The organism is Dactylosporangium sp. McL0621 (assembly GCF_049995355.1).
In the GTDB taxonomy this organism is placed as follows: Bacteria; Actinomycetota; Actinomycetes; order Mycobacteriales; family Micromonosporaceae; genus Dactylosporangium.
The window spans coordinates 12,087,912-12,100,516 of record NZ_CP188259.1; the positions used below are offsets into that span (position 1 = coordinate 12,087,912).

The following is a 12,605-nucleotide window of genomic DNA, read 5'->3' on the forward strand; positions in this document are numbered from 1 at the left end:
CCGCGGGGGCTTTCCATGAAGAATTCTCGCGGTAGCATCCGTGGACCATGAACCACCCGTCGGAGTCACTGCCCGGTCGCGTGCGGGCGGGATACGCACTCGGCTCGCTCGTCACTGGTGCGTTCGGCACCGTGCCCGGTTTGCTGCTTCTGCCCTATCTCACCGACACCCTGGGCGTCGCGGCCGGGGTGGCCGGGCTGCTCGTGCTGGCGCCAAAGGCATGGGACGTGCTGATCAACCCGGTTGCCGGGCGGATTTCTGATCGTACCCGCACTCGCTGGGGCGCTCGCCGACCATTTCTGCTCGGGGCCGGACTCGCCGTGGCCGTCCTGTTCGCGGCGATTTTCGCCGCACCAATAAAAAGCGGCGTATATGTCGCGCTGACGTTTCTCGCCACGGCCACCGCGTACGCGTTCTATCAGGTGCCGTACGTCGCGATGCCCGCCGAGATGACCGACGACTACAGCGAGCGGACCCGGCTGATGACCTGGCGCGTCGCGCTGCTCGCGGTCGCCATCCTCGTGTCGGGGGCGCTGGCCCCCGTGGTCACCAAGCAGTTCGGCGACGGGATTCCGGGCCACCGCGCCATGGGCGTCTTCGTGGCGGCGCTCATCGTCGTCGGTACCCTCGGCAGCTTTCTCGGCACCCGGAAAGCGCCCACCGGCAAAGTCCTCGAAAGCGAAGCGAGCCTGGGGGCGCAGCTCCGGACGGCAAGGAGCAACAAAGCGTTCACCCGGCTGCTCATCTGCTTCATCATCCAGGCCGCCGGGATCGCCACCATGCTCGCCGGGGTCAGCTACTTCGCGACCCAGATCCTCGCCGACCCCGACACCGGGTCCACCGTGCTCTTCGCCTGCTTCGTCGGGCCGGCCCTGCTCGTGATGCCGCTCTGGTCGCGGGCCGGCGCCCGGATCGGCAAGCTGCGCGCGTACGTCCTGGCCTCCCTCATCTTCGCCGGCGCCGCGGCCCTCATCGGGCTGGCGCCGGTCCTGCCCAACGCGGCCGTGTACGTGCTCACCGGGCTGGTCGGGTGCGGGTACGCCGGCCAGCAGGTCTTCGGGCTGGCCATGCTCCCCGACTGCATCGCGTTCGACGCCGCGCGCACCGGCCGGCGCCAGGCCGGCGTGTTCACCGGGCTGTGGACGGCCGGCGAGACGTTCGGGCTGGCGCTCGGGCCCGGGATCTTCGCGCTCCTCCTGGCCGGGTTCGGGTACGTCTCCAGCGACTCCGGCACCGCCGCGGCCCAGACGGACACCGCGAAGCTCGGCGTGCTGCTGGGCTTCACGGTGGTACCCGCAGTCGTCGTCGTATTGGCGTTGTTCACTCTGCGAGGCTATGACCTCGACGAAGAGCGATTGTCGCGGGAGGGTGAGGCACTTGAGCGCACTGCCTGAGCAGGGCATTCCGGCCCGGGATGTGCTCGCGGAGCTCCAGCGGCTGCGCGAGCACGACCTGCCGACGCACGGCGGGCGGCTGTTCGCCTACGTGTACGACCCGGGCCTGGCCGGCCTCGACGACCTCGCCGCAGCCGCGCACGCGCTGGCCTCGCACGTCAACGGGCTCGACCCGACCGCGTTCCCGTCGCTGCTGGCGATGGAGAACGACCTCGTCGGGGCGGCGGCGCAGGTGCTCGGCGGCGACGAACACACCGTCGGCAGCGTCACCTCAGGCGGTACCGAATCATTGATCCTGGCCGTGAAGGCGGCCCGGGACGGGCGGCCGGACGTCGGGCACCCGCGGCTGGTCATGCCGGTCTCGGCGCACGCGGCGCTGGCCAAGGCCGCGGCCTACCTGCGGGTCGAGCTCGACACCGTGCCCGTCGACCCGGTGTCGCTGCGGGTGGACCCGGCGGCGGTCGCGGCCGCCATCACCCCGGAGACGGTGCTCGTGGCCTGCTCGGCGCCGTCGTACGCGCACGGGCTGATCGACCCCGTCGAGCCGATCGCGGCGGCGGCCCGGGCCGCGGGGGTGCGCTGCCACGTGGACGCGTGCTTCGGCGGCTGGACGCTGCCGTACCTGCGCCGGCTGGGCGAGCCCGTCCCGCCGTTCGACCTGTCGGTGCCGGGCGTCACCAGCATCTCGGTCGACCTGCACAAGTACGCCTACGCGCCCAAGGGCGTGTCGGTACTGCTGCACCGCGACGAGTCGCTGCGCCTGTCGCAGTACTTCGGCTATGCCGACTGGCCCGGGTACACCATGGTCAACCCGGTCATCTCGTCGACGCGCTCCGGCGGCCCGATCGCCGCGGCGTGGGCCACCCTGCGCCACATCGGCGACGACGGCTACCTGGCGCTGGCCGCGAAGGCGCGGGACGCCACCCGGGCGATCGCGGATGCCGTTTCGAAGATCGAAGACTTTTCGGTGGTACCGCGGGAGTCGACGGTCGTTGCCTTCATGTCCTCGGGCGTCGACCTGTTCGTGCTCGCCGACGAGCTCGCCGCGCGCGGCTGGCACACGCAGCCGCAGTTCCGGCACGGGGACATCCCGGCCTCGGTACACCTGACGGTCACCGCCGCCGTGGCGCCGAGGGTCGGCGAGTTCGAGGCCGACCTGACCGCCGCGGTCGCCGCCGCCCGCGCGCACGGCCCGGTCGAGCTGCCCGACGGCGTCCTGGAACTGCTCGGGACCGCGCCGGTCGAGCAGCTCGCCGCGGCGCTGGGGCTGGGCGCGGGCGGGGGCCTGCCGGAGCGCATGGCGGCCGTGAACTCACTGCTGGACGCCGCGGCTCCACCGGTACGAGAGAAGCTGCTCGTGGCTTTTCTCAGTCTCCTGCAGCGACCTTCACGGCGGCCGTGAGCACGAGCTGGGCCAGCGCGGCGGGGACCAGCACGAGCCAGCACAGGCGCTGGAGCTGGTCCTCGCGCAGCCGCGGGTAGGACACGCGCACCCAGATCACCACGAACGCCACCGCGAACACCTTGATCAGCGTCCAGGCCCAGCCCAGCTGCGCGTCGAGGCCGAACGGGCCCTTCCAGCCGCCGAGGAACAGCACCGTCGTGAGGGCGGCGATGACGACGATCCCGACGTACTCCGCCAGCAGGAAGAAGGCGAAACGCAGACCGGTGTACTCGGTCATGTAGCCGAACACCAGCTCGGAGTCGGCGATCGGCATGTCGAACGGGGGCCGGCGGATCTCGGCCAGCCCGGCGGTGAAGAAGATCAGCATCGCCGGCAGCTGCCACAGCAGCCACCAGGGCCGCCAGGCCTCGACGATCCCGGACAGCGACAGGGTGCCCGCGGCCATCGCGACCGACAGCGCGCTCAGGATGAACGGCAGCTCGTACCCGAGCAGCTGGGCCGCCGCGCGCAGGCCGCCGAGCAGGGCGTACTTGTTCGCGCTCGACCACGCCGCCATCAGCACGGCGACCACCCCGACGCCGACCACCGCGAGCACGAGGAACAGCCCGATGTCGAGCTTCTGCGCGACCAGCCCGTGCGGGCCGAGCGGGATGACGAGCAGGACGACGAGGTACGGCAGCAGCGCGACCACCGGCGCGAGGCGGAACACCGCCCGGTCGGCCGCCCGCGGGGTGATGTCCTCCTTCTGCACGAACTTCACGCCGTCGGCGACGAGCTGCGCCCAGCCATGGAAGGCGCCGGCGTACATGGGCCCGAGGCGGCCCTGCATGTGGGCCATGACCTTGTGCTCGGCCTGCCCGACGATGAGCGGCAGGGTGAGGAACGCGATGACGACCCCGACGACGCGGATCGCGACATCCAGCCAGACCGGCATCATTTCGGCCATTCGTTGGGATCCGGAACCCCGGGCGGCCGCATCGGCGCCCGCTTGCTCACCGTGTGCTCGCTCTCGCCCGGCTCCTTCGCGCCCGGCCACGGCTTGGCGACCCGGCTGGCGAGCACGAACTCCTTGCGCAGCGGGTTGCCCTCGAACTCCTCGGGGAGCAGGAGGGGCTTGAGCTCGCCGTGCCCGGTGAACCCGATGCCGAACATCTCGTGCGTTTCCCGCTCGTGCCAGGCCGCGCCCGCGTAGATGCCGACGATGCTCGCGATGGCCGGCGCCGACCGCGGGATCTCGGCCCGGATCAGGACGCCCTTCTTCTGCGCGATGGACCACAGGTGCACGACGACCATGAAGCCGCCGGGCAGCTCGTCGACCGCGGAGAGCCAGTCGAAGTAGTCGTACCCTTCGCCCTTGGCCGTCTCGATCGCCTCGGCCCAGCCGTCGGCGGGCACGTCATAGGTGGGGCGGGCGAACCGGCCGCCGCCGCTCTCGGAGACTTCGCCTATCACTTCTTCACCGGCGGCGCCGTCAGCGCCTTGACGTCGGGCCGCGGGGTGCCGCCGAGCCCGGCCTGCTCCCCGGCGATCTTCTCCTGCAGCCGCATGATCCCGTGCAGCAGCGCCTCGGGCCGCGGCGGACAGCCGGGCACGTACACGTCCACGGGGATGATCTGGTCGACGCCCTTGGTCACCGAGTACGAGTCCCAGTACGGCCCGCCGCAGTTGGAGCAGGCGCCGAAGCTGATGACGTACTTCGGCTCGGGCATCTGGTCGTAGAGCCGCTTGACCGCGGGCGCCATCTTGTCGGTGACGGTGCCGGAAACGACCATGAGATCGGCCTGCCGCGGCCCGTGCGCGAACGGGATGACCCCGAGCCGCATGAAGTCGTGCCGCCCCATGGAGGTGGCGATGAACTCGATGGCGCAGCAGGCGAGCCCGAAGTTGAACACCCACAGCGAGTAGCGCCGCCCCCAGTTGAGCACGAACTTGATCGGCTCACCCAGCACTCCCGACATGGCGACAGCGTACTCGCGCGATGCGCCGGAGAAAGCCGGCCCGGTCGGTCCACGCCGCAGGGCGAGTTCCGGGGGCAGCCGGGCGTCGCGGAGATGGGGCCGGACGCGGCGCTCGACGTAGAACTCCCGCCGGGTGTTGATCTCGACCGGCCGGCTACCCTGGGGCAACGGCCCGAATTGTCGCCCGCTCGACCTTGCGCCACTGTTCCTCGGTCCGTTGGGGGCCGGAACTTCCGTCGACGGCTTCGAGCAGCAGCACGGCTCGCTTGCCGACCACCGCCGGCGTGGCGACGACTTCGCCGACCACCTCTAGCCGCGAACTTCGGCGTCGACGTGCGTGGCGTCGCCGAGCTTGGCGAAGACGCGACCTTAGGCGGTGCGGTAGATCCCGGCCGGATGCGAGGCGAGGTCGACGAAGCCGTTGACGTTCCCAATCACCACTTCAACAGCCCGCCGCACGCCTTCACACAGGAGGGGACCATGGGTACAGGCCCCTTCAGCGTTGCCAGTGGCGGCAGGAAGATCATGCGGTGTCCGCTGGACCGCGCAGTCGGCACGAACGATCGTCGAGTCTGACCCTGCTGCAACGGAGGCCGATGTTCAGCTTCGCGCGTTGCAGTCAGATCGTTTCGACGAAATTGCACGCACCCTAATCGGCGGAATCCTGCTCGCTTATTCGGGTTTGGCCATCCTGGCCAAGGGCGTGCACAATGGCATTCTCAAGGGTTTCGAGTGAGATATTCTCTCCGTCTATAGTAAGCTCTTTTGTGGCGACTCCGGCTTCCTTGACGGTGACCTTGAGGCTGCGGCGGCCGTCGCGTTGAAGCCACAGCCGCCAAGCGCGCAAGAGCGCCCCAACCACGACTGGCGCAGCCGGTGCTAGCTGCCAAGCAAGCTCGGTCGGGTGGCCCTTGGCTCCTGGAGTCGACTCCAACGACTCGGCCTCCGAGTTGGGGCTCAACTGCAGAAGCTCCTCGGACGCCGCCAGATATGCTGGATGACCTGGCCTTAAGCCCTCCAGGATCGGCTCTACTGTCAGAGTTAAGTCTGCCACCGCCGGACCTCCCACTTCTCGGATGCTTTCGGTAGCGTACAGGCCTACCGACCTCGCAGACTGGGACTGGCGGATGTATCGAGCCTTGGTGGTATGTAACTCAACCTATCCGGAAGATCCAGTCCATCTGCCAAACTTGCACGGCCCGCAGGTCGATGGACTCTACTTATGGCGGCAACTTACTGACGACAATGTCGGAATGTTTTCCGAGAACAACGTTGCAGTCTTATTTGAACGCAGCCAGCGAGACGTATTCGAGAAGATAGAAAACTTCTTCAGAAGCGCCCGGAGTGGTGACACGCTGCTGTTCTATTTTTCCGGGCACGGCCAACTCGCGGGAGGTTCGCTATATCTCTGCCTTAGAGACACTTTGGTATCACATATTCGGTCTACCGGCATCTCGACCGACGAGATTGGCAAGATCATCAATGACAGCTTTGCCGAGTCGATCATCATCCTCCTTGACTGCTGCTTCAGCGGCGGCTTCAAAGGAAAGCCTTCGACCGGCCTTACCGGTACCGGGCGATACATAATCAGCGCCACCACCTCGGTAGATGTGGCGAATGATTCCGCCGAGGTCGGCACTCCCAGTCCGTTTACGGAAGCACTTCTGGAGAGCCTCCAATTGGGCGCCGAGGACAGCGACCACGATGGCTATGTCGATATCGACGACGTGTTTCGAGACGTAGAGGCTCGACTCGGAGAGGAATTTTCTCGTCCCGAGCGGGACTTCGACGGGGCCGGTCGAGTGGCTATGGCAAAACGGCTCCAGCGCCCCGAACCGGAGTTGGTCGAGCATGGACCGGCCGCACCCGAACTGCCCGGCAAGCTGGCCGATTCACCCTCCATCGTCGCGTACCTGCGTAATCTATCACTGGCCCGGCGACGGCAGGGCGACTTCTCGGTAGCAGACATGCGCGGATCGGTCATGTCAATTTCGCTATCACTCGCCCTAATTGCTTGCTCCGCGATGGCCTTCAGGTTTGTCTTCGCCGAATCTCACAACCAGTACGTTTCGGACGACCATAACTATTTGCCCGAAGAGATTGCGATCGCCTCGGCGTGCGCACTCGGGGTTATCCAGTTGATATTGGGAATCCTTGAGAAGTTCGTGGTGGAGAAGCGGTTACCCAGACGACTCTCGCGCCGTCGATATCTTCTGCAGTACGATCGACGCGCACCCAAGGTGGTCAGAGGTATGCAAACAGGTTTCGCCGTTCCGGCGGCGGTCCTGTGCCTCGGCCCACTCTCGGGTCGAGGGTTTGTCACAGCGTCATGGGTGGCAACCTGGACTTGCCTCGCTCTCATCACTCTGATCGCGGCGGCGCGGTTAACTAAGTTGGGAGACGCCGCATTCGTCGCGTCTTCAGTCCTTCTCTTCCTGGGAAATTGCATTCCCTTCGAGTTTGACCCAGGCCCGGACCAGTCGAGCGGTTTCTACTCCGGCCTGAATGCCGGAAGCGGAGTAATTGCATTTGGTGTCGGCCTATTGATGGCGGGCGCCTGGTGGTGGAGGGTGTCCCCACCGATCCTGGCATCCCTATTCGCCCTCGGGTTGCTGACGTTGATATCTTCGGCTGCAGATGCATTTCGCGGTAACTACCCCCATTGGTTTCTCAGCATCACCGCCTTGGCAGCATCTTGTATTTCCCTGGCGTCCGGCGCTGGCCAACTGTTGCCACTGCAAGGCAAGGCGGCAGGCCGGTTTACGCGGAATGTCGCGGGTAGCAGAGACCGCTAGATCGAAGACCACGGGACAATCACCCACGTCGCCCTCAATCCGAGCCTCTTTTCCTTCGCGGCGGATTCACAGCCCGCGTCCCGCGGTAGTTCGAGCCCGAAACGCCCATCGCACGTCGCGCTGCGGCTAGAGCAGGACCAGGTCGTCGCGGTGGACGACCTCTCGTTCGTACGCCGGGCCCAGCTCCGCGGCCAGGTCGCCCGTCGAGCGGCCCAGCAGCGGTGGCAGCTCCTCCGCGTCGTAGTTCACCAGGCCGCGGGCCACCGGAACACCTCCGCCGTCCACGAGGTCCACCGGGTCGCCCGCGGCGAAGCGGCCGTCCACCGCCGTGATGCCCGCTGGCAGCAGTGAGGCGTGGCCGCCCACGACCGCTCGTACGGCGCCCGCGTCCAGGACCAGGCGGCCGCGCGGGGTCGTTGCGTGGGCGAGCCAGAACAGGCGGGCCTGGGGGCGGTCCCGCTGGCGGTGGAACAGGGTGCCCACCGGCTGGCCCGTGAGGACCGCCGCGGCATTGGGTGCCGAGGCCAGGACGACCGGGATGCCGCTCGTCGTGGCGATGCGGGCCGCCTCGACCTTTGTGACCATGCCGCCGGTACCGACGCCGGCCTTTCCGGGGCGGCGGACGTCGACGCCCTTCAGGTCGGCGAAGGTGCGCACGTCCGTGATGGCGCTCGAGGTCGGCCGGGACGGGTCGCCGGTGTACAGGCCGTCCACGTCGGACAGCAGGACGAGCAGGTCGGCGTGTACCAGCGCGGCGACCAGGGCGGCCAGGCGGTCGTTGTCGCCGAAGCGGATCTCCTGGGTCGCCACCGTGTCGTTCTCGTTCACGATCGGGATGGCCTTCAGGTCCAGCAGCCGGCGCAGGGTGCGGTACGCGTTGCGGTAGTGGGCTCGCCTCGTCACGTCGTCGACCGTGAGCAGGACCTGGCCGACGACGCGGCCGTGGCGGGCGAAGGCGTCGTTGTACGCGCGCATCAGCAGGCCCTGGCCCACGCTCGCGGCCGCCTGCTGGGTCGCCAGGTCGCGCGGGCGGCGGGGCAGGCCCAGCGGGGACAGGCCGGCGGCGATCGCGCCCGAGGACACGAGGACCACCTCGGCCGGGCTCGTGGCCAGGGCCTCGACCAGGGCGTCGACCCTCGCCTCGTCCAGGCCTCCGGTCGCGGTGGTCAACGACGACGACCCGATCTTGACGACGATGCGTCGAGCCTCGGTGACCTGTTCGCGCACGCCGCTAATCTTGCCGCGTGCCCGGGGCGGCGGCGCGGTAGGTTCCCATATCGTGGCCGACGAGGAGTTCACCGAGCTGGTGCTGTCGCTCGTGGAGCGGATTCCGCCCGGGCGCGTCATGTCGTACGGCGCGATCGCCGAATATCTCGGCCAGGGCGGACCCCGCCAGGTCGGGGCCGTCATGTCGCACTACGGCGGGCCGGTGCCCTGGCACCGGGTCGTGGCCGCGAACGGGCGGCTGGTCCCCGGCCACGAGCAGGAGGCGCTGCGCCGGCACCGCAGCGAGGGCACCCCGCTGCGCGCCGAGAAGGTCGACATGCGCCGCGCGGCCTGGTGGCCCGACTCAGACTAGGGCGCCGTGGGCCGTGACCGTGGTCAGGCCGCCGTCGACGGGCAGCGTCGCGCCCTGGATGTGCGACGCCTCGTCCGAGGCCAGGAACACGGCGGCCGCGGCGATCTCCGCGGGGCTCGACAGCCGGCGGCTCGGGACGGTCGCGACGATACGCTCCAGGTGCGGGCGGATGGACGTCGACCACTCGACGTCGGTGGGGCCGGGCGCGATCGTGTTGACGCGGATGCCGTACGGCCCGAACTCCGCCGCCCACGCGGCCGTCAGCGCGTGCAGGGCGGCCTTCGTCGCGCTGTACAGGGCGCTGCCCGCCATGCCGGTCAGCGCGTTGATCGAGCCGATGTTCACGATCGCGCCGGCGCCCCGGGCCTGCATCTTGGGGGCCAGGGCGGCGGTCAGCAGGTAGGGCGCCTTGATGTTCGTGGCCAGGGCCGCGTCCACCACGTCCTCGGGGGTGTCGAAGGTGGGGCGGCCGCCGACCAGGTACGCGGCGTTGTTGACCAGCACGTCGACGTCGCCGGCCCGGGCCGCGAACTCCTCGATCGCCTCGCGGCCGGCGGTCAGGTCCACGGGGAGGTAGCACGCGCGGCCGCCGGCGGCGGTGATCCCGGCGACCACCTCGGCGCCGAGGTCGGCGCGCCGGCCGGCGACGAGCACGGTGGCCCCCTCGGCGGCGAAGCGCTCGGCGATGGCGCGGCCGATGCCGCTCGTCGAGCCGGTGATGAGGGCGGTGCGGCGGGCGAGACGGCTCATGGGGTACAACTCCTAAATGGACTGTTTGGTCCAGCCAACGTAACACCGTCTGGACTGGCTGGTCCACAAAGCTAGGATGTGCTCATGAGCACGGCGCTGACGCGGAAGGGGGCCGCGACCCGGGAACGAATCGTGGCCGGGGCCGCGGCGCTGCTGCGCGAGCGGGGCGTCGGCGAGGTGTCGCTCGACGACATCCGGGCCGCGACCGCCACGAGCAAGAGCCAGCTCTTCCACTACTTCCCCGAGGGGCGCTCCCAGCTCCTGCTGGCCGTCGCGCAGCACGAGGCTTCGGCGGTACTGCACGATCAGGAGCCCCACCTCACCTCTCTCGGCCCGCCGGAGTCGTGGGCGGCCTGGCGGGATGCGGTGATCGCGCGCTACGAGGCGCAGGGGACGCGGTGCCCGCTCGCGGCGCTGACAAGGCAGCTGGCGCCGACCAACCCCGAGGTGCGGCCGATCGTGTCCGGCCTGCTCGAGACCTGGCGGGCGCGGCTCACCGAGGGGGCCGCGCGGGCCGGCGCGGCGGATCCGGAAAAGTCCGGACTCGTCATGCTCGCGGCCGTGCAGGGCGGGGTCGGCATCCTGCTGGCGACGGGCGACTCGACGGCGCTGCGGGTGGCCCTGGACGCGGCCCTGACCGAGGTTCTCTGAGCCACGGCAGGCCGCTCAGCGCAGCGCGCGGATCGCCTGCAGCGTCGTGTGCACGTCGAACTGGTCGCCGTCGTCGCTCGTCCAGCCGCCGTCGCTGCGCTGGGTCTCGATGAGGCGCTTGCGCGCCGCGCCCAGCAGCCAGTCCTCCGTCGACATGCCGATGCGGCGCAGGGCGGAGTACAGGCCGGCGGTGTCCGCGGCCGTCATCGTCGGCACGCGGTCGGCCAGGGCGACCTGGATCTGGGCCGACTCGTAGAACCAGCCGAGGTGGTACAGGACCGCGCAGCCGAGCCAGCCCGTCACCAGGAACGAGGGCCAGCTGCCGTCGGGGCGCAGCGACGCCCGGAAGGCCTCGGCGGCGCGGGCGATGCGGGCCGCGTGCTCGTCCTCGTCGCCGGGGGCCGGGCCGCCGGCGACGAGCCAGTACGCGGCGCTGCAGGTGAGGAACAGGCGGGCCTCGTCGTCGCCGGGCTGGGCCCACGGCGGGGCGACGCCGGCCAGGGATTCGTCCTCTTCCCACATGCCGTCGGGGCGCTGGCTGTGGCCGAGCCAGGCCAGCGCGCGGCGGGCGGCCGGGCGGCCCAGCGCGCCGAGGTCGTCGAGCTCGGCCAGGCGGAAGCAGGTGGCGTCGACCGAGGCGACGTGGGCGCCGAGGTACGCCGGCCAGCCGCCCGTGGACGCCTGGCCGGACTCGGCCCGCTCCAGCACGTCCGCCGTCGGCGCCTGGCCTGTGCGCAGCCAGGCGAGGCGGGCGCGGTCCACGGCGTCGCCATGGGCGACGACGTAACCGATCGCGGCGTCAAGGTCCACCATGGGCCGTAGGCTACCGCTCGCCCGCCTCTACCGCGCTGGTCGTCAGTAGACCGGCAGGGACGGATCGACGGTCTTCACCCAGGAGACCACGCCGCCCTGTACGTGGACCGCGTCCTTGAAGCCCGCGGCCTTCACGGCGGCGAGGGCCTCGGCGGAGCGGACGCCGCTCTTGCAGTACAGAACGATCTGCTTGTCCTGGGGGAGGTCCGCCAGCGCATTGCCGTTGAGGATCTCGCCCTTGGGCACGAGCCGGGCCCCGGGCACCCGGACGATCTCCCACTCGGCCGGCTCCCGCACGTCGATGAGGTCCATCGGCTTGCCGGAGTCCTGCCAGTCCTTGAGCTCCGACGCGGTGATCGTGGAGCCGACGGTCGCGGCCTGGGCCTCGTCCGAGACCGCGCCGCAGAAGTCGTCGTAGTCGATGAGGCCGGTCACGGTCGGGTTCTCGCCGCAGATCGCGCAGTTCGGGTCCTTGCGCAGCTTGATCTTGCGGTACTCCATCTCCAGGGCGTCGTAGACCATCAGGCGGCCCAGGAGCGTCTCGCCGATCCCGGTCAGGAGCTTGATCGCCTCGGTCACCTGGATCGCGCCGATCGACGCGCACAGCACGCCGAGCACGCCGCCCTCGGCGCAGGAGGGGACCATGCCGGGCGGGGGCGGCTCCGGGTAGAGGCACCGGTAGCAGGGGCCGTGCTCGGCCCAGAAGACCGACGCCTGGCCGTCGAAGCGGTAGATCGAGCCCCACACGTACGGCTTGCCGAGCAGCACCGCGGCGTCGTTGACCATGTACCGCGTCGCGAAGTTGTCGGTGCCGTCGATGATGAGGTCGTACTGCGCGAAGATCTCCATCACGTTGTCGTTGCTGAGCGCCTCGTTGTGCAGCACGACGTTGACGTACGGGTTGATCTCGAGCACCGAGTCGCGCGCCGACTCGGCCTTGGGCCGGCCGATGTCGGACTGGCCGTGGATGATCTGGCGCTGGAGGTTGGACTCGTCGACGGTGTCGAACTCGACGATGCCCAGCGTGCCGACCCCGGCGGCGGCGAGGTACATGAGGGCCGGCGAGCCCAGGCCACCCGCGCCCACACAGAGCACCTTGGCGTTTTTGAGTCGTTTCTGCCCGGCCACCCCGACGTCGGGAATGATCAGATGGCGCGAGTAGCGGCGGACCTCGTCCACCGACAGGTCGGTGGCGGGCTCGACCAGAGGAGGCAGCGACATGGTTCTCATTCTGCCCCGCGGGACCGCCGAACCCGAGTG

The 12,605-nt window shown here is 69.5% G+C and carries 14 protein-coding genes; 7 read left to right on the forward strand and 7 right to left on the reverse strand.

Annotation, left to right across the window (positions count from 1 at the left end):
* Positions 1-47: 47 nt before the first annotated feature.
* Positions 48-1,394 (forward strand): MFS transporter, encoded by a 1,347-nt coding sequence (locus ACPPVO_RS57370; protein ID WP_426508156.1) that lies wholly within the window; start codon positions 48-50, stop codon positions 1,392-1,394.
* A complete protein-coding gene (locus ACPPVO_RS57375) occupies positions 1,336-2,796 on the forward strand; it encodes a pyridoxal phosphate-dependent decarboxylase family protein (protein ID WP_426508158.1) in 1,461 nt (486 codons plus the stop codon). Before ACPPVO_RS57370 ends, ACPPVO_RS57375 begins: the two co-directional genes overlap by 59 nt.
* Here ACPPVO_RS57375 and ACPPVO_RS57380 read toward each other — a convergent pair.
* Genes ACPPVO_RS57380 through ACPPVO_RS57390 form a run of 3 tightly spaced genes read right to left on the reverse strand, consistent with a single transcriptional unit; the run spans position 2,762 to position 4,757 of the window.
* On the reverse strand, positions 2,762-3,733 hold the full coding sequence (locus tag ACPPVO_RS57380) for a complex I subunit 1/NuoH family protein (RefSeq protein ID WP_360374903.1): 972 nt from the start codon (positions 3,731-3,733) through the stop codon (positions 2,762-2,764). The genes ACPPVO_RS57375 and ACPPVO_RS57380 overlap by 35 nt on opposite strands.
* Positions 3,733-4,251 carry an NADH-quinone oxidoreductase subunit C gene (locus ACPPVO_RS57385; RefSeq protein ID WP_426508160.1) on the reverse strand — a complete coding sequence of 173 codons (519 nt, stop codon included), beginning with the start codon at positions 4,249-4,251 and terminating at the stop codon, positions 3,733-3,735. The genes ACPPVO_RS57380 and ACPPVO_RS57385 overlap by 1 nt, the downstream gene beginning before the upstream one ends.
* The gene (locus ACPPVO_RS57390; RefSeq protein WP_360374758.1) at positions 4,248-4,757 is read right to left on the reverse strand and encodes an NADH-quinone oxidoreductase subunit B; all 510 of its coding nucleotides are present in this window, start codon (positions 4,755-4,757) and stop codon (positions 4,248-4,250) included. The genes ACPPVO_RS57385 and ACPPVO_RS57390 overlap by 4 nt, the downstream gene beginning before the upstream one ends.
* Before the next feature lie 133 nt (positions 4,758-4,890).
* Here ACPPVO_RS57390 and ACPPVO_RS57395 point away from each other — a divergent pair, with 133 nt between their 5' ends.
* From ACPPVO_RS57395 to ACPPVO_RS57405, 3 genes are all read left to right on the forward strand, one after another.
* Positions 4,891-5,070 carry a hypothetical protein gene (locus ACPPVO_RS57395; protein WP_426508162.1) on the forward strand — a complete coding sequence of 60 codons (180 nt, stop codon included), beginning with the start codon at positions 4,891-4,893 and terminating at the stop codon, positions 5,068-5,070.
* A 195-nt stretch (positions 5,071-5,265) separates the two neighbouring features.
* Positions 5,266-5,493 carry a hypothetical protein gene (locus tag ACPPVO_RS57400; RefSeq protein ID WP_426508163.1) on the forward strand — a complete coding sequence of 76 codons (228 nt, stop codon included), beginning with the start codon at positions 5,266-5,268 and terminating at the stop codon, positions 5,491-5,493.
* A gap of 391 nt (positions 5,494-5,884) precedes the next feature.
* A complete protein-coding gene (locus tag ACPPVO_RS57405) occupies positions 5,885-7,552 on the forward strand; it encodes a caspase family protein (protein WP_426508165.1) in 1,668 nt (555 codons plus the stop codon).
* Positions 7,553-7,678: 126 nt separating this feature from the next.
* On the opposite strand, the gene proB is transcribed toward ACPPVO_RS57405, so the two are convergent.
* Entirely contained in the window at positions 7,679-8,779 is a 1,101-nt protein-coding gene (gene proB / locus ACPPVO_RS57410) for a glutamate 5-kinase (protein WP_426508167.1), read from the reverse strand.
* 52 nt (positions 8,780-8,831) lie between these two features.
* Between proB and ACPPVO_RS57415 the strand changes: the two genes are divergently transcribed.
* Positions 8,832-9,131 carry an MGMT family protein gene (locus ACPPVO_RS57415; protein ID WP_426508169.1) on the forward strand — a complete coding sequence of 100 codons (300 nt, stop codon included), beginning with the start codon at positions 8,832-8,834 and terminating at the stop codon, positions 9,129-9,131.
* On the opposite strand, the gene ACPPVO_RS57420 is transcribed toward ACPPVO_RS57415, so the two are convergent.
* Positions 9,123-9,881 (reverse strand): SDR family NAD(P)-dependent oxidoreductase, encoded by a 759-nt coding sequence (locus tag ACPPVO_RS57420; protein WP_426508171.1) that lies wholly within the window; start codon positions 9,879-9,881, stop codon positions 9,123-9,125. The two genes, ACPPVO_RS57415 and ACPPVO_RS57420, sit on opposite strands and share 9 nt — an antisense overlap.
* An 84-nt stretch (positions 9,882-9,965) precedes the next feature.
* Between ACPPVO_RS57420 and ACPPVO_RS57425 the strand changes: the two genes are divergently transcribed.
* The gene (locus ACPPVO_RS57425; protein WP_426508173.1) at positions 9,966-10,532 is read left to right on the forward strand and encodes a TetR/AcrR family transcriptional regulator; all 567 of its coding nucleotides are present in this window, start codon (positions 9,966-9,968) and stop codon (positions 10,530-10,532) included.
* 15 nt (positions 10,533-10,547) lie between these two features.
* On the opposite strand, the gene ACPPVO_RS57430 is transcribed toward ACPPVO_RS57425, so the two are convergent.
* Positions 10,548-11,345, reverse strand: a complete 798-nt coding sequence (locus tag ACPPVO_RS57430) for a squalene--hopene cyclase (RefSeq protein ID WP_426508175.1) — start codon at positions 11,343-11,345, stop codon at positions 10,548-10,550.
* A gap of 42 nt (positions 11,346-11,387) precedes the next feature.
* Positions 11,388-12,566: an adenylyltransferase/sulfurtransferase MoeZ gene (moeZ, locus tag ACPPVO_RS57435; protein ID WP_426508177.1), complete on the reverse strand. Its 1,179-nt coding sequence runs from the start codon at positions 12,564-12,566 to the stop codon at positions 11,388-11,390.
* Positions 12,567-12,605 lie beyond the last annotated feature (39 nt).